20 protein-coding genes are annotated in these 17,547 nt (G+C 62.0%); 5 read left to right on the forward strand and 15 right to left on the reverse strand.

Translation table 11 applies throughout. From position 1 onward, the window contains the following. Positions 1 to 8 precede the first annotated feature (8 nt). The gene (locus LBW87_RS01775) at positions 9 to 548 is read left to right on the forward strand and encodes an FUSC family protein (protein WP_225199712.1); all 540 of its coding nucleotides are present in this window, start codon (positions 9 to 11) and stop codon (positions 546 to 548) included. Positions 549 to 617: 69 nt separating this feature from the next. Here LBW87_RS01775 and LBW87_RS01780 read toward each other — a convergent pair whose 3' ends face one another. Together LBW87_RS01780 and LBW87_RS01785 are read right to left on the reverse strand one after the other, a co-directional pair. Then, on the reverse strand, positions 618 to 1,070 hold the full coding sequence (locus tag LBW87_RS01780) for a hypothetical protein (protein ID WP_225199713.1): 453 nt from the start codon (positions 1,068 to 1,070) through the stop codon (positions 618 to 620). 104 nt (positions 1,071 to 1,174) lie between these two features. Further along, on the reverse strand, positions 1,175 to 1,924 hold the full coding sequence (locus LBW87_RS01785) for an SDR family oxidoreductase (protein ID WP_225199714.1): 750 nt from the start codon (positions 1,922 to 1,924) through the stop codon (positions 1,175 to 1,177). 155 nt (positions 1,925 to 2,079) lie between these two features. Between LBW87_RS01785 and LBW87_RS01790 the strand changes: the two genes are divergently transcribed. Further along, positions 2,080 to 2,640 carry a DNA-deoxyinosine glycosylase gene (locus LBW87_RS01790; protein ID WP_225199715.1) on the forward strand — a complete coding sequence of 187 codons (561 nt, stop codon included), beginning with the start codon at positions 2,080 to 2,082 and terminating at the stop codon, positions 2,638 to 2,640. A 65-nt stretch (positions 2,641 to 2,705) separates the two neighbouring features. On the opposite strand, the gene LBW87_RS01795 is transcribed toward LBW87_RS01790, so the two are convergent. The 7 genes from LBW87_RS01795 to LBW87_RS01825 form a co-directional block, all read right to left on the reverse strand. Next, positions 2,706 to 4,088 carry a tripartite tricarboxylate transporter permease gene (locus LBW87_RS01795; RefSeq protein WP_225199716.1) on the reverse strand — a complete coding sequence of 461 codons (1,383 nt, stop codon included), beginning with the start codon at positions 4,086 to 4,088 and terminating at the stop codon, positions 2,706 to 2,708. A 1-nt stretch (position 4,089) separates the two neighbouring features. Continuing rightward, the gene (locus LBW87_RS01800) at positions 4,090 to 4,614 is read right to left on the reverse strand and encodes a hypothetical protein (protein WP_225199717.1); all 525 of its coding nucleotides are present in this window, start codon (positions 4,612 to 4,614) and stop codon (positions 4,090 to 4,092) included. Between the two features lie 115 nt (positions 4,615 to 4,729). Beyond that, the gene (locus LBW87_RS01805) at positions 4,730 to 5,146 is read right to left on the reverse strand and encodes a hypothetical protein (protein WP_225199718.1); all 417 of its coding nucleotides are present in this window, start codon (positions 5,144 to 5,146) and stop codon (positions 4,730 to 4,732) included. Then, positions 5,143 to 5,598, reverse strand: coding sequence for a MaoC family dehydratase N-terminal domain-containing protein (locus LBW87_RS01810; protein ID WP_225199719.1), 456 nt, complete (start codon positions 5,596 to 5,598; stop codon positions 5,143 to 5,145). Before LBW87_RS01810 ends, LBW87_RS01805 begins: the two co-directional genes overlap by 4 nt. Before the next feature lie 15 nt (positions 5,599 to 5,613). After that, on the reverse strand, positions 5,614 to 6,846 hold the full coding sequence (locus tag LBW87_RS01815; protein WP_225199720.1) for a CaiB/BaiF CoA transferase family protein: 1,233 nt from the start codon (positions 6,844 to 6,846) through the stop codon (positions 5,614 to 5,616). Positions 6,847 to 6,866: 20 nt separating this feature from the next. Continuing rightward, positions 6,867 to 7,784: a hydroxymethylglutaryl-CoA lyase gene (locus tag LBW87_RS01820; RefSeq protein ID WP_225199721.1), complete on the reverse strand. Its 918-nt coding sequence runs from the start codon at positions 7,782 to 7,784 to the stop codon at positions 6,867 to 6,869. Beyond that, positions 7,781 to 9,067, reverse strand: coding sequence for a hydroxymethylglutaryl-CoA reductase, degradative (locus LBW87_RS01825; RefSeq protein ID WP_225199722.1), 1,287 nt, complete (start codon positions 9,065 to 9,067; stop codon positions 7,781 to 7,783). Before LBW87_RS01825 ends, LBW87_RS01820 begins: the two co-directional genes overlap by 4 nt. Positions 9,068 to 9,182: 115 nt before the next feature. On the opposite strand from LBW87_RS01825, the gene LBW87_RS01830 reads away from it, so the two are divergent. After that, the gene (locus LBW87_RS01830) at positions 9,183 to 10,577 is read left to right on the forward strand and encodes a PLP-dependent aminotransferase family protein (RefSeq protein ID WP_225199723.1); all 1,395 of its coding nucleotides are present in this window, start codon (positions 9,183 to 9,185) and stop codon (positions 10,575 to 10,577) included. A 107-nt stretch (positions 10,578 to 10,684) separates the two neighbouring features. Beyond that, complete coding sequence (locus tag LBW87_RS01835; protein WP_225199724.1) at positions 10,685 to 11,245, forward strand: cysteine hydrolase family protein; 561 nt, start codon at positions 10,685 to 10,687, stop codon at positions 11,243 to 11,245. 13 nt (positions 11,246 to 11,258) lie between these two features. Here LBW87_RS01835 and LBW87_RS01840 read toward each other — a convergent pair whose 3' ends face one another. The 5 genes from LBW87_RS01840 to LBW87_RS01860 form a co-directional block, all read right to left on the reverse strand. After that, on the reverse strand, positions 11,259 to 11,525 hold the full coding sequence (locus LBW87_RS01840) for a Txe/YoeB family addiction module toxin (protein ID WP_225199725.1): 267 nt from the start codon (positions 11,523 to 11,525) through the stop codon (positions 11,259 to 11,261). A gap of 31 nt (positions 11,526 to 11,556) precedes the next feature. After that, positions 11,557 to 11,814 carry a type II toxin-antitoxin system Phd/YefM family antitoxin gene (locus LBW87_RS01845; RefSeq protein WP_225199726.1) on the reverse strand — a complete coding sequence of 86 codons (258 nt, stop codon included), beginning with the start codon at positions 11,812 to 11,814 and terminating at the stop codon, positions 11,557 to 11,559. 165 nt (positions 11,815 to 11,979) lie between these two features. Continuing rightward, a complete protein-coding gene (locus tag LBW87_RS01850) occupies positions 11,980 to 12,675 on the reverse strand; it encodes a mobilization protein (protein ID WP_225199727.1) in 696 nt (231 codons plus the stop codon). 113 nt (positions 12,676 to 12,788) lie between these two features. Then, positions 12,789 to 12,929, reverse strand: a complete 141-nt coding sequence (locus LBW87_RS01855) for a hypothetical protein (protein ID WP_008112802.1) — start codon at positions 12,927 to 12,929, stop codon at positions 12,789 to 12,791. Positions 12,930 to 13,129: 200 nt separating this feature from the next. After that, positions 13,130 to 13,942 carry a MetQ/NlpA family ABC transporter substrate-binding protein gene (locus LBW87_RS01860; protein WP_225199728.1) on the reverse strand — a complete coding sequence of 271 codons (813 nt, stop codon included), beginning with the start codon at positions 13,940 to 13,942 and terminating at the stop codon, positions 13,130 to 13,132. A 161-nt stretch (positions 13,943 to 14,103) separates the two neighbouring features. Here LBW87_RS01860 and LBW87_RS01865 point away from each other — a divergent pair, with 161 nt between their 5' ends. Beyond that, positions 14,104 to 14,922 carry a spermidine synthase gene (locus LBW87_RS01865; RefSeq protein ID WP_225199729.1) on the forward strand — a complete coding sequence of 273 codons (819 nt, stop codon included), beginning with the start codon at positions 14,104 to 14,106 and terminating at the stop codon, positions 14,920 to 14,922. A gap of 15 nt (positions 14,923 to 14,937) precedes the next feature. Here LBW87_RS01865 and LBW87_RS01870 read toward each other — a convergent pair whose 3' ends face one another. After that, positions 14,938 to 17,175 carry an SLC26A/SulP transporter family protein gene (locus LBW87_RS01870; RefSeq protein ID WP_225199730.1) on the reverse strand — a complete coding sequence of 746 codons (2,238 nt, stop codon included), beginning with the start codon at positions 17,173 to 17,175 and terminating at the stop codon, positions 14,938 to 14,940. Positions 17,176 to 17,547 lie beyond the last annotated feature (372 nt).

The following is a 17,547-nucleotide window of genomic DNA, read 5'->3' on the forward strand; positions in this document are numbered from 1 at the left end:
TGGATTGAATGGAACTCAACTTCATCAATCCCCGCAAGAATGCCTTGGCCTATCTGGTCAAGATCCTGTCGGGCTGCCTGATCCTCTGGTACGGGTTGCGCGCGGCGGGCGTTGCCGAGCCTTACTGGGCGATGATCTCGCTGATCATCGTCACCGAGCCGGACATGACGATGGCCAAGGCAAACTTCCGGGCGCGGCTGATCAACACCATCTCGGGCTGCATCGTTTCGTGCCTTGCGCTGGTGATCTTCGGCCCCACCTTCCTGGCCATGCTGGTGGCGCTGACGGCGGCCGTCATCGTGGCCATGCTGTTGCAGAACTATCCCAGTAATTGGCGCCTGGGGCCGGCCACGGTGGTGATCCTGCTATCGGCCGCTTTCACCGGCCACGGGCTGGGTGAAGAACTGCACCTGGCGCTGATGCGGGTGGGTGAAGTCATCATCGGCAGCACGGTGGCGCTATTGCAGACGGTGGTGTATATCTGGCTGATCAATCGCCGCAAGAAAGAAGTCGCCGAGACGCCGCCCACTAGCGGCACATCGGCCTGATCCGATCGGCCTGCCCATAAAAAAACCCGCATTCCGAGAATGCGGGTTTTTTATTGAGCAGACGACGATTTAGTGCGTCACGCGTGTGGTGCGTCCATTGGACAGCAGGCGCACCCGTTCGCCGACCTGGAAGGCTTCATCGGCATCCTGGGTAATGGCGCGCAGTTCGCCGTTTTCCAGGCGCACGGTGATTTCGAGGCCGGGCCGGTTAGCCACGCGCGACTCGACCTGGTTACCGACGACGCCACCTGCCAGCGCGCCGACGATGCCAGCGGCCAGTGCGCCGTTACCGCCGCCGATGGCGGAACCCGCGGCAATGCCACCGAGCGCGCCACCTGCCAGCGTGCCGACGCCGCTGGCGCCCTTGTCGATGGTGACGTGACGAATCGATTCGACCACCGCCATGCGCACCGTTTGCTCTCCCTGTGCCTGGCGGGTGTTATAGACGCTGGCCGAATTGGGGGTGACGGCGCAACCTGTGGCCATCAACCCGAGGGCCACTACTGCAATGAATTTTTTCATACCAATACTCCAACTGAAATGTGGCCATGCCGGCCGAATCCAAACAACAAACGTCATCTTAAACCAAAGCATGGCACATCAGCGGTTGGCACCGTCACAACATGTTACCGACCGCCGGAGACATCGATGAAGGTACCGGTGGCATAGGATGACTCGTCCGACACCAGCCACAGGATCGCATTGGCCACTTCCTCGGCGGTGCCGCCGCGCTTCATCGGCACTGCATCCTTGAGGCGGTCGACCCGCCCTGCCTCGCCGCCGCTGGCGTGGATATCGGTGTAGATCAGTCCCGGGCGCACTGCATTGACGCGAATGCCCTCGGCCGCGACTTCCTTGGCCAGGCCGATGGTGAAGGCATCGATGGCGCCCTTGGAGGCGGCGTAATCGACATATTCGCCCGGCCCGCCCAGCTTGGCCGCCATGGAAGACAGGTTGACGATGGCGCCGCCACGACCGCCGTGCCGGGTCGACATGCGACGCACGGCTTCACGGGCGCACAGCAAACTACCGGTGATGTTGGCGATCAGGACCCGATTGATGCGTTCGGTGGTCATCTCGTCCAACCGCGACTGGTGTTCGAGGATGCCGGCATTGTTGACCAGCGCCGTCAGCGGGCCCAACTCACGGTCGACGGTAGCAAACAGCTGGACGATATCGTCTTCCTTCGACACATCCCCCGCCACGGCGATGGCGCGCCCGCCGCCCTGCACGATATCGGCCACTACCGCATCGGCGGCTGCACGATTGGATACATAGTTGACCGCCACCGCATAGCCACGCTGCGCCGCCAGTCTTGCCGTGGCCGCGCCGATGCCGCGACTGCCGCCTGTTACCAGGATAACCTTGTCTGCCATGTCTTTCTCCGATGGTTGGGGATTGAAGATTAAGTATTGGGTAATGACGCTATCGGCGCGGGTGCGCTAACATCGTGGCGTATTGTCGCCTGATGTGTTGCCGGGTGCGCTACGTGTAATTAATTTCATCCGAACCGAATTCCCGCCCAATCCAGATGGCTGCTCGCAAACCCAGTTCTTCCGTATCTTCCCGGTCCCGCAGGCAACCGGTTAACTTCACCGCCAGCGATCCGGTGCTGGCCAGCTTTGCGCCGGTGGTGGCCAGTGATACAAGGGTGTTGATACTGGGCAGCTTGCCTGGGGCGGCCTCGCTGGCGGCCAGTCAGTATTATGGGCATCCGCGTAATAACTTCTGGCGGCTGGTGGGTGAGGTGATTGGTGTTGACCTGGTCGCAATGGATTACGAAACCCGGTTGTCTACCGTATTGGCGCACCAGATCGGATTATGGGACGTCATCGCCAATGCCAGGCGCACGGGCAGTCTCGACAGCGAGATCCGTGACCATACACAGAATGACCTGCTGACGCTGATCGACACCTTGCCGGCCCTGAAGACGATTGCCTTCAATGGCGGGACTGCCGCCAAGATCGGGTTGAAGGCGCTGGGAGAACGCGCCGGAGAATACCGGATTATAAGTTTGCCCTCCAGCAGCCCGGCCCATGCATCGCTGTCGTATGACCAGAAACTGACGTCATGGCAGGCGCTAAACGCCTGACAAGGTTTTCAGGTCAAACCACGCCAGAACGCGATCCCGCTCCGCGCACGAAGCGGGATCGCCCTTCATTTGAACGCTGCAATCAGCGCCGGCACTGACAGCACCGCCGTGTAGTAGCCCATGAACTGCACGCCGATGTTGAACCCGACCAGCCGCTCCAGAAAACCACCCAGCATTCCGATCGACAGGATCACCATCAGTCCCAGGATGCCGCCCTCCCACAGGCCGATCACCAGCACCAGCCCGATGAAGGTGGCGATCACGGCTTCATGGCTGACCTTGCGCGCCACGAACGAGGCAGCATTGTGCGCATAGTTCATCGCGAACGGATAGGCGATCACCAGCGCAATCACCACCGCCATCAGCGTGAACCAGAAGAACTCGGGGATCGAGAGCATGTTGTGCAGGTTGTTGACCTGCCCCGTCGCGGTGTCGACCGAAAAACGCGGCGGCGCATTGAATAACGGTCCGGCCGGGCCCGCTGCCACCGGGCTCAAGGGCAGTCCGAAGGCGATCAGCGGAATCAGCGTCTCGGCGATGTAGGTCGATTCCGAGATGCCGTTGCGCGCAGTAATGACAGTGGTCACACGCTCGTAGGCCTGCTTGATGCGCCCGCCGATCAGTTCGCCCACCACTACCGCCATGGCCACCGGACTGAAGACGAAGGTCGCGCTTGATACCGCCGCAGCCGCAGCCGTCACGCCAGCCTGGCGGCGACTCATCACCTTGAAGGGATTGGGAAAATACCCTTTCCACGCCTTCACGTCCGGCGCCAGCGAAAACACCTTGAACTCCTGGCGTCGCATGCCTTCACGCGCCTGCGGCGACAGCAGCGAGAACAGTGACGCGATCAACGGGGCGACGGCGATTCCCAGAAAGTAACTGACCGATAGCTTGGTGCCATACTTCGCGGTCAGAGTCTGCAGCGCGACGATCAGCAGCACGAACGGCACCAGCGCCAGCATTGCGGCCCAGCGACCCGCCGAAAAATAAGCGATCAGCAGCGCCGCACTCAGGAATACCCAGGGCGCAAACTGCTTGATCATCTCGCCAAACGGCGCCAGCACCACCGCAAAGGCGATCGAGACCGGCACCGCGATAAGCGCCGCAATGGCGCCGCCCGACAACATCTTGCGCAACGCGATGTGCGGCACGCCCAGTCGTCGCAGCACGTTGGCGTCGCCGATCAAGGCCACCGCAGACGTGTCGCCAGGAATGCCTAACAACGCAGTCGGCACGGCGTGGGTCATGTGCTTGGCTACCGCACCGGCGATGAAGAACGCCAGCACCGATGCGGGCGGCGCCCCCAACAGCACCACCAGCATGGTCAAGGGCGCCAGGGTGGTGGTCTCGTCGGTGCCAGAGACCAGGCCGATGGCCGAAAACAGCACGGCCCCCATCAGCGAGAAACCCAGCGCCGAGACGATATCGAACATCAATGGATCCATGTCAGCCTCCGTTGCCGGCGAGGACAGGACGCAGCCCCGCCGGCGCGCTGGCCTGCTCCGGCAACTGCTGCTGGGCTTGCAAGAACATATCGTAAAGGCCCAGTTCCTTCATCTCGGCCAATACTTCCGGCGCCACGTCTTCCAGCCGGCCCAGGTCGCCATACTGCTTGGTGAGGTCAGCCAGCACAGTGGCACGGAAGGCTTCGTCCGCGACCTCTTCCTGGACCACCCTCTTGGGCTTGAACAACAAGGCACTGACGATGCCGCCGAGCAGGCAGCCGACGATGCCACCCAGCATGGCGTAGGCATGCGCCATCTGGGCGTTGTCCATGAGACGTCGCAGCGAGAATTCGGCCAGCGCATACAACCCGAGGCTGATGGCCGCGCCGATGCCGATCGACAGGCCCAGGTGACGAGCGTCGACGGTGTCGCCCCAGACCTCGAACAGGTTATAGCCGCCGCCGGAACCGGAGGCATCTACCGCCCCGGGCACAGACGAAGTGAGAGAAGATTGAGATGATTGCACGGTGTCGTCCTCCATTGCTGTTTTAGTGGGTACTGCAAATACGTGGCTTTCTGCGGGGTGCACGGCGCCCCCCTGCCGGCGCGAGCGGGCAGGAACCGAACCTGAAACGATTTGATCAGTGCGTCGCGCGCCGGACCGTGGCCTGGCCCATGGTCGTGATCTGGCCCCGGGTGTTGGCCAGCGACAGCGTCAGCGTGACGCGCTCGCCGTCGACGGCGGCCACCTGCCCGCTCAGGGTCAGCACCTCATCGACGTAGGCCGATTGCCGGTTCTGATAACTGAAGCCTTGCAACTCGTCGGCTGCATCCATCAGTTCATAGACCAGCTGCATCAGCCAGTCGCCCTGCAACGGACCGTCGACCAGCAATGCCGGGTGCTGTTCGACGCCCTGCGCATACGGCAGGTCGTAATGAATCCGGTGGGCATTCCAAATCGCCGCGTTATAGAGAAACAATTGCACCGTGCCCGCCTGGTACGAACGGGTCGGCAGCGCCTGGCCGATGGCGGCCGTCTTCATTGAAAACTGGCTCATCGCGCGATCCTGGTCAGCCGCTCGATGACCACAGGATTTCCCTGGGCATCCTCGAAGCGGTTTTCGAAAACGAGAAAGATCAACGCACCATTGGCGCCGTTCTTTTCATAGATGTCCACCAGCGTCTGCCGCACGGTCAGCACGTCCCCGCAGCGCAGGGTGCCGAACACCTCGTACTGGCTGCCGCCGGCCATGATGCGCTTGAGCGGCAGCTCCGGGATCAGCGGGCTGTCCGGCATATGGCCATCGGCCAGCAGGCGGTCGAGCGGCGTGATGGGCATGATGGCGCTGAACAGGAACAGCAACGGCGCCTCGTCGCCGCGACGAAAACGCTCCTCCTGCTGATTGGTCGCCACCGCATACTTGCGAATGTCGTTGCGTGTGATCTCGAAGGTATAAGGCGGCAGGCTCGCGCCTATGCTGCCGGTGATGGCCTCGGTAAGCAGTCCCATGGTCTGTGCTCCGCCTCAGATCACGCCAAGCCGCTGCAGCTCGGCGTAACGCGTGTGGTCCATGCCCAGCCAGCCGCTGTAGACGCCCTCGTTGTGCTGCCCCGCCGACGGCGCGCTGGCGCCCCGCTCGAAGGTACCGCCGGACAGCTTCACGGGATTGCCGAAGACCGAAAAACTGGCCTCTTCGTACTGCACCGAGACCAGCATGTCGCGCTGTCTGAGATGCGGATCGGCGACCACTTCGTCGATGCCCTTGATCGGCGACAGCGGAAAGCGGTCGCCCACCATCGCCTCCAGTTCGGCCTTGGTGTACTTGCCGCACCAGCGGCGCACCGCCGGATCGACCTTGCGTTCATACACGCCCTGCTCGAAACGCTGGGCCATGGTCGCCACTTCCGGGTCGGCCGCCATTTCCTCGTCGCCGAAGGTCTTGCAGGCTTCCATCCAGAATTTGTCGGTGTAGGCGCCAAAAAAGACGTAGCCATCCTTGCACCGATAACGCCCGTACGGCTTGACGAAGGGGTGGCCGTTACCGCTGGGCGTGGTCACCTTGCCGGTCTCGGTATAAGTGACGACTGCGTTTTCGGTCAGCGAGACAATCGCATCCTGTTGCGACACGTCCACCATCTGCCCCTGCCCGGTGCGCTCGGCCTGGCGCAGCGCCGCCAGCGCGCCGACCGCGGCAAACAGCCCGGCCGACAGGTCGCCCAGCACCGTGCCCACGCGCATCGGCTCTTCCGCCAACCCGTTCATTGACCACAGGCCGCCGGTGGCCTGGGCGGTGCTGTCATAGGCGGGCCGGGTGCGATTCGGGCCGGACTGGCCGAAGCCGCTGACGGCAGCAAAGACGATGGCCGGATTGGCCGCCTTGAGGGTCTGGTAATCCAGACCCAGCTTGTCCATGGTGCCGGGCCGGAAATTCTCCATGACGATGTGCGCCTTGGCGACCATTTCCAGGAAGACCTGCTTGCCTTCTTCGCTCTTGAGATCGAGATTGACGGCCAGCTTGTTGCGGTTGTACTGCGCAAAGAAGCCGCTGACGTGCTTATCGCCCAGTTGCCGGAATGGCGGGAATTCGCGCGTCAGGTCGGCATCGCGAGGATGTTCGATCTTGATCACGGTCGCGCCCAGATCGGCCAGGATCATCGCGCAATAAGGCCCGGCGACGACGCGCGTGAGGTCGAGCACGACCACGCCGCTCAAGCTGCCGTGGGCGCGAACGATGCTTTCGAGTTGTTGTGCAACCATAGAATGTCTTGTCTCCGTTTTTATGAATGTGCTGCCGCCAGCGTCGCCTTGCGCGCACGCGCCACGCGTGATGCGCTGGGTCGCTCGAGCCAGGCGTCGATGAACGCGCCGGCAGCGATCAGTGCGTCCAGGTCTACGCCGGTACGCACGCCCTGCCCGTCAAAGAGATACACCAGGTCTTCGGTGGCGACGTTGCCGGTCGCGCCGGGCGAATAAGGACAGCCGCCCAGCCCCGACACGGATGCATCGAACGTCCGAATGCCGGCGTCGAATGCCGCCTGGACATTGGCCACCGCCATGCCCCAGGTATCGTGAAAATGTCCCGCCAGCGCGGACAGCGGCGCCACCTCGGCACAGGCCCGCACCAGCTCGCGGGTGTTGTGCGGCGTGCCGGCGCCGATGGTGTCGCCCAGGCTGATTTCATAACAGCCCAGCGCCAGCAACTGCGCCGTCACGCCAGCCACTGCCGGCGGCGCGATCGGCCCCTCATACGGACAACCCATCACGCAAGACACATAACCGCGCACCGCCACGCCATTGGCCTGCGCCAGCGCCATCACCGGCCGGAAGCGTTCGATGCTGTCGGCGATGCTGCAATTGATGTTCTTCTGCGAGAAGGTTTCGGAGGCCGCAGCAAAGACCGCGATCTCCTTGCAGCCAGCCGCCAGCGCCGCTTCCATTCCCTTGAGGTTGGGCACCAGCGCACTGGCGCGCAGGCCGTCGATGCCGCTGGCCTGGCGCACGACCTGGTCGCTGCCCGCCATTTGCGGCACCCACTTGGGCGAAACGAAGGAACCGACCTCGATCGCCGTGAGACCGGCGGCCACCAGTTTGCCGATCAGCTCGAGGCGCACCTCGGGCGTGAGCATCCGTTTTTCGTTCTGCAGACCATCGCGCGGGCCAACCTCGACCAGTTGCACCGCAGGCGTACTGCTCACTTGGCGCGCCGTTCGTTGAGCAGCGCGGTGGCGCGGTCGGTGCGCACGTCTTTCTCCTGCACCATCTGCTTGACGACCCAATCGATCTCGTCGCCGGCAGCGCCGGCCAGCAAGGCGATATTGCGCGCATGCAGCGCCATGTGCCCGCGCTGGATGCCCTCGGTCGACAGCGCGCGCAAGGCGCCCAGGTTCTGCGCCAGGCCGACCGCCACGGCGATCTCGGCCAGTTCCTGCGCGCTCTTGACGGCCAGGATGCGCAACGACAGCTGCGCCATCGGGTGCGTCTTGGTGGCGCCCCCCACCAGGCCCAGTGCCATCGGCATTTCGATGGTGCCGACCAGATGGCCGTTGTTATCTTTTTCCCAGGTCGTCAGCGAACCGTAGTGACCGTTGCGGCAGGCATAGGTATGCGCACCCGCCTCGATGGCGCGCCAGTCATTGCCGGTGGCCACCACCAGCGGGTCGATGCCGTTCATGATCCCCTTGTTGTGGGTGGCGGCACGATAGGGATCGATGGCCGCGAAGGTATAGGCTTCGATGATGCCGTCGATGACATCGGCGCCCTTCAGCTCGGCGGTATCGAATACTTCCGGCGCGAAGCGCGCCTGGGCGCGCGCCAGGCGCAAGTCGGCCAGGTTCGACAGGATGCGCAGGCGCACCTTGCCGCCGGTGACCTTCTCGATGAGCGGCGCGACCGCTTCGGCCATGGTGTTGACGGTGTTGGCGCCCATCGCATCGCGCACATCCACGATCAGGTGCGCCACCACCATCGGGCCGATCGGGCTCGACTCGAAGGTGTGGATCTCGATGTCACGGCAACCACCGCCCAGCTTGATCAGCAACGCGTCCTTGGTATTGGCCAGGGCGATGATCTCGTCCTTGTTGCGCAGCAGGCTATGACGGGCGCCATGCGGGTCGCTCAGGCCGACGATCTGCACCTGCGCGCGCATCAGCGGCGCGCTGCTGGAGGTCAGGAAACCACCGCCGGCACGCGCCAGCCTGGCCATGTAGGACGCAGCGGCCACCACCGAAGGTTCTTCCACCACCAGCGGCACCAGCACATCGCGGCCATTGACCTGGAAATTGGTGGCGATGCCGTAGGGCAGTTCGAACTTGCCGACCACGTTTTCGATCATGCCGTCGGCACGTTCCAGCGACAGGCCGCCGGCATTCTTGAGCAGGGTCACGTCTTCGGACGAGAGTTGCAGCAGGTCCTGCAGATGGTCGACGCGTTGCGCGGGCGTGAGGTTGCGAAAATTCGACAGGCGCGAATCGAGAGCCATTCTTTTGTCTCCGTAGTTGATGTATGTGTTGGCTGAATGCATACTACCCCGCACTGTCTGCATCAAAAAGGTACAGTTAGAGCGGACACCTGAAATCTGTACCCACGGAAAAAACATGGCCCGAGACACCTTGACGCAGCAGATTGCCAGCGAGATTTCGCGCCAGATTGCCGATGGCATCCTCAAGACCGGCGACCGCCTGCCCTCGCTGCGCAGGTACATGGCACAGCATGGCGTGTCGAAGAACACGGTCATCACCGCCTATGAAATGCTGGCCTCGCAAGGCCTGGTCGAGTCACGCCACGGCAAGGGATTCTTCGTGCGCGCCAATAGCCCGGCGGCCACCGATGACGATGACCTGCAGCCCTACAACCGCGCGCTGGACCGCATCTGGATGATGCGCCAGCAGTTCGTGCGCGACCCCGGGCATTCGCACTTGGGCGAAGGCTTCCCGCCGGTGGATTGGCTGGCCGACATGCGGCTGGACAAATATCATCGGCAGGTGGTGCGCACTTCCGGGTTGACGCTGTATCGATATGGTTCGCGCCTGGGCAATATCGGCTTGCGCCAGCGGGTGGCGCTGCGCCTGTCCGACCACGCGATTCATTGCGCGCCCCGCGAAGTGGTCACCACCTTCGGCGCCAACCATGCGATGGACATCATCATCCGGCGCTATCTCAATCATGGCGAACCGGTGCTGGTGGACGACCCTGGCTACTATCCGTTGTTCGGCAAGTTGCAGATGCATGGCGCGCGCATGCTGGGCGTGCCGCGCATGGCCGATGGCCCCGACCTCGAGGCGCTCGAAAACCTGGTCAGGCTGCATCGCCCCAAGCTGTTCTTCGTGCAGACCTCGGCCCACAACCCGACCGGCTCCGACATTTCTCCGGCCAAGGCTCATCAATTGCTGCGCATCGCCGAGAAATACAGGTTGCTGGTGGTGGAGGACGACGCCATGGCCGACTTCAAGCCGGCATCGACGGTGCGCCTGTCGGCGCTGGACGGGTTGCGCAACACGCTCTACATCGGCAGTTTTTCCAAATCGATTTCGGCTGCGCTGCGCGTGGGGTTCATCGCCGGCAACCAGGGCCGCATCGAAGAACTGGCCGACATCAAGATGCTGGTGCACACCACCGGCTCGGAATATTCCGAACGGGTCTACGACGCCATCCTCAAGGACGACGAATTCAAGCTGCACACCATGCGCCTGCAGGAACGCGTGCGCAACGCCACGCGTCGCGGCCTGGAGATTCTTGACCGGCTGGGGGCAGAGGTATTCTGCCGCCCGCAGCAGAGCCTGTATCTCTGGGCGCGGTTCCCTCCCATTGCCGATGCCAACCTGCTGACCCAGCATTGCCTCAAGCATGGCGTGGTGCTGGCGCCCGGCGCGATCTTCTTCGTCGACCGGCTCGCCCCGAGACCCTGGACCCGGCTCAACGTGGCCTATCTGGCCGACCCGGCATTCGAGCGCAGCGTGCGCGACCTGAGCGCATCGAGCCAGGCGGGCTAGTTGTCTGGTGAAGCCGCTGGCACTGCCACCGCAAGCGATCCATAAGTATTGATTGGCCGCATCATTGACCACATAGTGTGCTGTTATCTTTTCCGCTCAAACTCACCATGAACATCAACAAGAATGCAGCGCTTCTGATCATCGACATGCAGCAAGGGCTGAACGATCCTCGATTTGGACCACGAAATAACCCCGAGGCCGAATCCAGGCTCCATCAGCTTCTGTCTACATGGCGTGCGCAGAAGCGGCCCATCGTGCATGTCCGCCATATATCCAAGTCGCCGAAATCCGTGTTCTGGCCCGGGCAAAGCGGTGTCGAATTTCAATCTTTGTTCGTGCCAGCGAGCGAAGAACACGTCGTCGAAAAGAATGTTCCAGATGCTTTTATTGCCACCGGCCTGGAACGCTGGCTAAGGACTCGTTCGATCGAGCAGGTGGTGATAGCCGGTGCGATCACGAATAACTCGGTGGAAAGCACCGCCCGCAGCAGCGGCAATCTTGGCCTGGACACGATCGTGCTGTCCGATGCGACCTACACGTTCGATCTGCAGGATGCCCGTGGACACAGTTGGCCCGCTGAAGATGTGCATGCCCTCTCGCTGGCCAACCTGGCGATGGACTATGCGTCGATCCTCGCCACGGCGGATGTGACTGCAATGCTGGAATAAATACGCAGGGAAATTACTGATAGTGGTAGCGACAGGAGACGATGTTGATCTGCCCTTCTGGCGCTTCATAGACCAACCGATTCACCTCGTCAATTCGACGCGAGCAGAAGCCGGAAAGATTTGCCTTGAGAGGCTCCGGCTTGCCGACACCTTCGAAGGAGGTCCGCTGAGTCTCACGGATCAACTGATTTATACGCTTGAGTGTTTTTCGGTCTTGTGTCTGCCAGTATTGATAGTCATCCCAAGCTTCAGCGGTGAACAACACGCGCCGGGCGCTCATTGATCTTCTTCGATGAACACGCGCCGGGCGCTCATTGATCTTCTTCGATGGCGCGTTCGGTGATACTCCCATCGCGAAGCTGGGCAATCGAGCGCTCGAGATGAGCAACATTCGCTGGCGAACGTAGTAAATATACTGTTTCCATCAAACTGTCGAAGTAGTCTTGTGACATCACCACCGCATTCGGCGCATCACGACGCGTAATCAGCGTGACATCCGCATCCTCAACGACGCGATCAATCACCGTCTTCAAATTGCTGCGAGCGTCGGTAAAGTGGACGGTGCGCATCGGTTTCTCCAAGAAATCCACAAACAGACTTAATCCTAGAACATGTACAGAATAGAGTACATGTATTGCCGTACTACCTTTTGGGATGAATTTACCAAGCAGAAACGAAAATGCCGTCCAGCCCGAGCCGGACGGCATCGTTCTATCGACAGCCTGGCGCCCGCCTTACAACGCCAGCTTGTCGATTTCGGCATAGGCCCGATTCAGCCACACCTTCACGCGCGAGCGCTCCAGCAGACCCAGGCCTGCCGTGGCGCGATCCGGATGATTGAGTGCGGCCCAGAAGCTGGCGCTTTGCTGGTCGATCTTGAGCATGGTGGCGTCGGGCAGGCGGCGCAGCGAAATCACCGTCGCGCCCAGCGTTTCGGCCCGTTCGCGCTCGCCCGAGGCGTCCAGGATATCGAAGCGGTCGCTGCGCACTTCATTCAACACCAGCACCAGCTTGAGACGCCCGCCAAACTGGTCGAGCCACTTGCGCAGCAAGTCCACCGAATCGCGGCCGGTATCCATCACATGCCACCAGGTCAGGGTGATGCCCTGTTCCGCCGCGAAATCGAGCACGCCCGAATCCTCGATCCATGCGGCCAGCGAGTGCTGGGTCTGTGCCGCCAGGTCGACCAGGATGCGACGCTGCGGATCTTCGAGCGCGCGCTCGATGAGCGGGTCCAGGCTGTCGTGCTGGTCGAGCGTCAGCGGCGCCGAAAAATCACCATAGAAGCGCAGCAACGCGCCATGCGACTTGTCGGTATCGAAACCGCTGAAGGGGATATTGCGGTCGACAAAATACTGGGCCAACACACGGGCGACCAGCGATTTGCCGACGCCGCCTTTTTCGCCACCGATGAAGTGGATGTGACTCATTGCCGTGGATCCTCAGGTTCGACTACGGGTTGAACTGCGATGTGAAGCACGAATTGAAGCGTGCGCCGAGAATAACATCGCTGGATAGGCGATGGTCTTGGCAACCGCTGTTATTACTTGCGCATGAAGAGGTAGTCGTAGAACTCACCCGAGAATCCGCCGTTGAAGATCAGGTACTGGATCGCCCGCCCGAACAGGACGATGCCGCCGAATACGATCGCCAGCTTGAGGCAGAAAATGAGTGTTTTGAGCATGGACCGCAGTTTATAACGACTGGGCCTTACCGGGAACGGGAATTGAGGGGTGTTCGATGTCAGCGCGCTTGCGCGGCCGAGAATAACGAAAAGACGCTGGGTCCCTGCCTGCGCAGGGACGACGGCGCCGAAAGCACTAAACCGCCCCGCCTCCGTCGTCCTGACGAAAGTCAGGACCCAGCGTCGTTCCTTGCCAAAAATCAGAACGCCGGCACCAGCGAGTTCTTGTACTCGCTCTCGATGAACTTGCGCACTTCGTCCGAATGATAGGCCTGCACCAGCTTCCTGGCCCAGGGCTTGTCCTTGTCTTCGGTACGGGTGGCGATGATGTTGGCATAACGGCCGCGTGGATCTTCCACGGCGATGGTGTCCTTCTGCAACGACAGGCCGGCCTTGAAGGCATAGTCGTTATTGATCGAGGCGGCCGCCAGGTCATCCAGCGAACGTGGCAACTGGGCCGCGTCCAGCTCGACCAGCTTGAGCTTCTTCGGATTGTCGATCACGTCCAGCGGGGTGGCGTTGACGCCATTTTCGCCAGCGCCTGCCTTGAGCTTGATCAGGCCCGCTTTCTGCAACAGCAGCAGGGCACGGTTGCCGTTGGAGGGGTCGTTCTGGATGCCGATCGAAGCGCCATTGGGCAACTGGTCGATCGAACGATACTTCTTAGAATAGATACCCAGCGGCGCCGTGATGGTCAGACCGACCGGTACGATCTTGTAGCCGCGGGTCTTGATCTGGCTGTCCAGGTAAGGCTGGTGCTGGAAGGCATTGGCGTCGAGGTCGCCGGCGGCCAGTGCGGCGTTGGGCTGCAAGTAATCGCTGAAGACGATGGTCTGGATATCCAGGCCGTCACGAGCGGCGACTTTCTTGACGACTTCGAAGATGGCTTCGGCGCTGCCCACCGAGATGCCGACCTTGATCTTGTTCTTTTCTTGCGCCAGCGCGCCTTGCGGCGCCAGGCTCAGTGCCAGCGTCAGCGCGGTGGCCAGTTTGGCGATAGATGCGAATTGCATGATAGTCCTGAGATGAGTAAGGACAGCATGGTCACACGACGCCCGAGCGCCATAGAAGTAATGAATCGTCATGTGCTTATGCGCTAAATGCACAGTCGCCCGCAGCTGCACGGTATCATTGCGCACCCGCGCGCCCTGCTCGCCCCATTTTGTCCGACACCATGCTGATTCGCAGAAAATCCATCGAAGCCCAGGCCAATACCAAGGCCGGCCCCAATCGTCGCCGCCTCGAAGCAGACGCCGTCAAACCGCGCAAGCCCAAGTTTGCACCGGTGACGCTGTCCGAACTCGATGGCGTGCGCTACCTGCACTTCGGCACCGAATGGGTACAGGGCGCCATGCGCATTCGCAAGCCCGACTGGATCGAACTCGAATACGCCCAGCAAATGATGGCCTGGATGCTGTTCAACCAGGCCCCGCGCCACATCGTGCAATTCGGCCTGGGCACCGGGGCGCTGACCAAGTTCTCGTATCGGCAGTTCGAGCAGGCGCAGGTCACCGCGGTCGAACTGAACCCGGCCGTGATCGCCATCTGCCACAGCATGTTCAAGCTGCCGCCCGCCGATGATCGCCTGATGCTGATCGAAAGCGATGCCATGGATTTTGTATTGCACGCCGCCGGGCACGGCATCATCGATGCGCTGCAGGTCGACCTGTACGACGCCACCGCACGCGGCCCGGTGCTCGACACCCCCGAGTTCTACCAGGCTTGCCATGCCAGCCTGGCGCCCGGTGGCGTGATGACGGTCAACCTGTTCGGCGACCATCCCAGCTACGCCAAGAACCTGCGGGCGATGGAATTTGCCTTCGATACCGTGATCTCGCTGCCCGAAGTGCACGATGGCAATGTGGTGGCGATTGCCTTCAAGGAGCGCCAGCAGTTCGATTTTCCGACGCTGTATGCGCGCGCGGCACTGATCGAGGCCACCACCGGCCTGCCGGCCAAGTCCTGGGTCAACGGCATCAAGAGCGCCCTGTAAGCCCGGACCTGTTAGTTATTGCGTCAGCCGGTAGGCCTCGTTGGTGGCCGCCAGGCGACTGGCCATGATGCGCACCACGTAATGATGCAGTTGCAGCGCCGCCGCTGGTTGTTCATGTTCGAGTTGGCGCAGCCGCGCCATCGATAACTTGTAGGCGCGCGTGGGCAGGTCGGTGACCACGTCGGCAGTGCGCTTCTGGCCACTGTAGAGCGCCATCTCCCCCACGATCGTGGCGGTCGAGAAGGTTCGCAGTCGTACCCGACCGCTGCCTGACTGCAGCGACACGCTGACCTGCCCTTCTTCGATGAAATACATGCAGTCGCCGATCTCGCCCTTGGCGAACAGCATGATGCCAGCATCGAGATCGATCTTTTCGGTATGCGCCAGCAACACCTGCAATTCGTATTGGCCGAAATGCTCCTGCAGGCTCACCAGCAATTCTTCACCGGTGCGGATGCCGTCGACCTGCCCCAGCAGGCGCTCCTCGACCCATTCCAGCGCAGCATCGAGGTCGATGAATTCGCGCGGCGGACTGCGATCGAGAAACGCGCGCCTGATCGGCGCGACGACATGTTCGGCCATCCCCGACAGCAGCAGTTCTACCTGATGCTGCTCGCACAACTGAGCCAGCTTGGCGAAGCTTTGCGAGGTCGATGCGTCCATGCCCTGCACATGCCTGAAATCGACCACCACGAAACTGCGCTGACGCAGCAATTGAAAGCGCACCCGATTGACCATCTGGTTGGCGCTGCCGAAGAACAGGAACCCCTGCAGCGATACGCCGAACAACTTGTCGCCTTCGTTCTTGAGCCGGGCGCCGGCTTCCATGGTGCGCTCGCGCTTGGAGTGCAGCGCGGCGCCGGTGAATTCCATCTTCACGCAGGACACGCGCCCGTACTCCACCACGAACAGCACGCAAGCCACCACGATGCCCAGCGCCACGCCGGTGACGAAGCCATCGAAGGCAATCACGGCCAGGATCAACCAGATCAGCGAATAATCGCCCCGCCCCAGGCGATGGCGCGCCTTGATCAGCCATTCATCGAGCAGGCCGCCCCCGAGTCCGATCAGCAGTCCGGCCAGCACCGGACGCGGCAGGTACGACACCAAGGGCAGGAAAAACAGCATGCAAGCCAGGCAGATCAGCGCGGCCATGATGGCCGGGGCACGGGTACGCGAGCCGAAACGAAAGTTGAGCAAGCTGCGCGACAGCGAATGGCAGCACGATACGCCGCCCAGCGCGCTGGCGACGATATTGGCCACCCCGGCACTGCGCAGCTCCTGGTTGAAGTCGATCTCGCGCCGCGTCGCCAGGCCGATGCTGGTCGCGTTAAGCAAGATGGTGAGCGTCATCACGGCCGCCGTGGCCAGGAACTCGCTGTAGTGCGACAACAATAACTGCCAGTCGATCTCGCCCCAGGCCCAGGTCGCCGGCACCTGCAATCCCGCCAGATGCAGCGGTCTGAACAGCCAGCCCAGCTCGCGCGCCTGCTCCAGCGACATGCCAGCCCCCGCCAGGCTGGCGTAGAACAGCGCAGTCGCCGCCGCCAGCGCGCCCGGCATCGCCAGCGGATGCCTGAACTTGCGGCCCGGCAGGCCGAGCATGACCACGGCCACCAACGCCGCTGGCAACACGGTCACCCAATGCAGGTGCCCCAGCGACGCCGTCAATTCGCTATCGAGACTAAATGCATGGCCGGTCAGCATCGAAAAGGCGCCGGTCCATAACAGATAGCCAGACCCCGCAAGAAAACCTCCCAGCACCGGGAAGGGCACGAACTGCACCAGGTTGCCGCGGCGCGCCGCCCCCAGGCCCAGCATCAGGGCGCCGACCATCAGCGTGCTGACGGCCACCGCAGCCAGCGCCGTCACCACGGCAGCCTGGGTGCTGGCGCCTTCCATGGCGCTCCAGATCCCTCCCACCATCAACGCCAGGATGCCCACCGAATTCGAATCGGGCCCAGCCACCACGAAGGGCACGGTGCTGGAGCAGGCCTGCATCAGCATGGCCACGCAGGTGGTCACGAACAGAATGGGCAAGCCCGCCACCAGCAACTCCGGCCCACCGCTACCGAAGATCATCGCGCCATAACTTGCGGCGTAACTCAATGAGATCAATGCCAGCACCAATGCCGCCGGCAGGTGCCGCCACCATCCCGCACCGCGACGTGCGGCAGCGGGCGCCCCGCGCGCCTGATGGATTTCCCCTGATGACGCACCGGCTTCGGCGGTCTTTGTTTCTGTCGCACGCATGTGTTCTTCTTTTTTATTCGATGGATGACTCAGGCGATCTTTACTTATTGCCAACATCGCACTGCCGCAATGTTAGCCGCAATCTGCACCGTCGTGCTGCTTTCGCCGGATTTCTTTGATCGACTGAAATCCGCCAGCAGCAAGGGTTTCCGGGCAGAAACGCTGACAGATTGGTGACATCGGGCGGCATTTTCGAGCGCCCGCGATCCTCTTTCATTCCCGAGCCCCGGGAACACAGCCGGCACACCGGACGAGCAGCACAGACAAAGCCTGAGCGGTTTGGGATAAAAGCAAGGTTATTCCTGATATCTAGCCTTTACTTATAGGAGAAGAATGCATCACAGGCGATATCTCTAATAAGGTCGATCCGAT

This window comes from Herbaspirillum sp. alder98 (assembly GCF_020179755.1).
GTDB lineage: Bacteria > Pseudomonadota > Gammaproteobacteria > Burkholderiales > Burkholderiaceae_D > Herbaspirillum.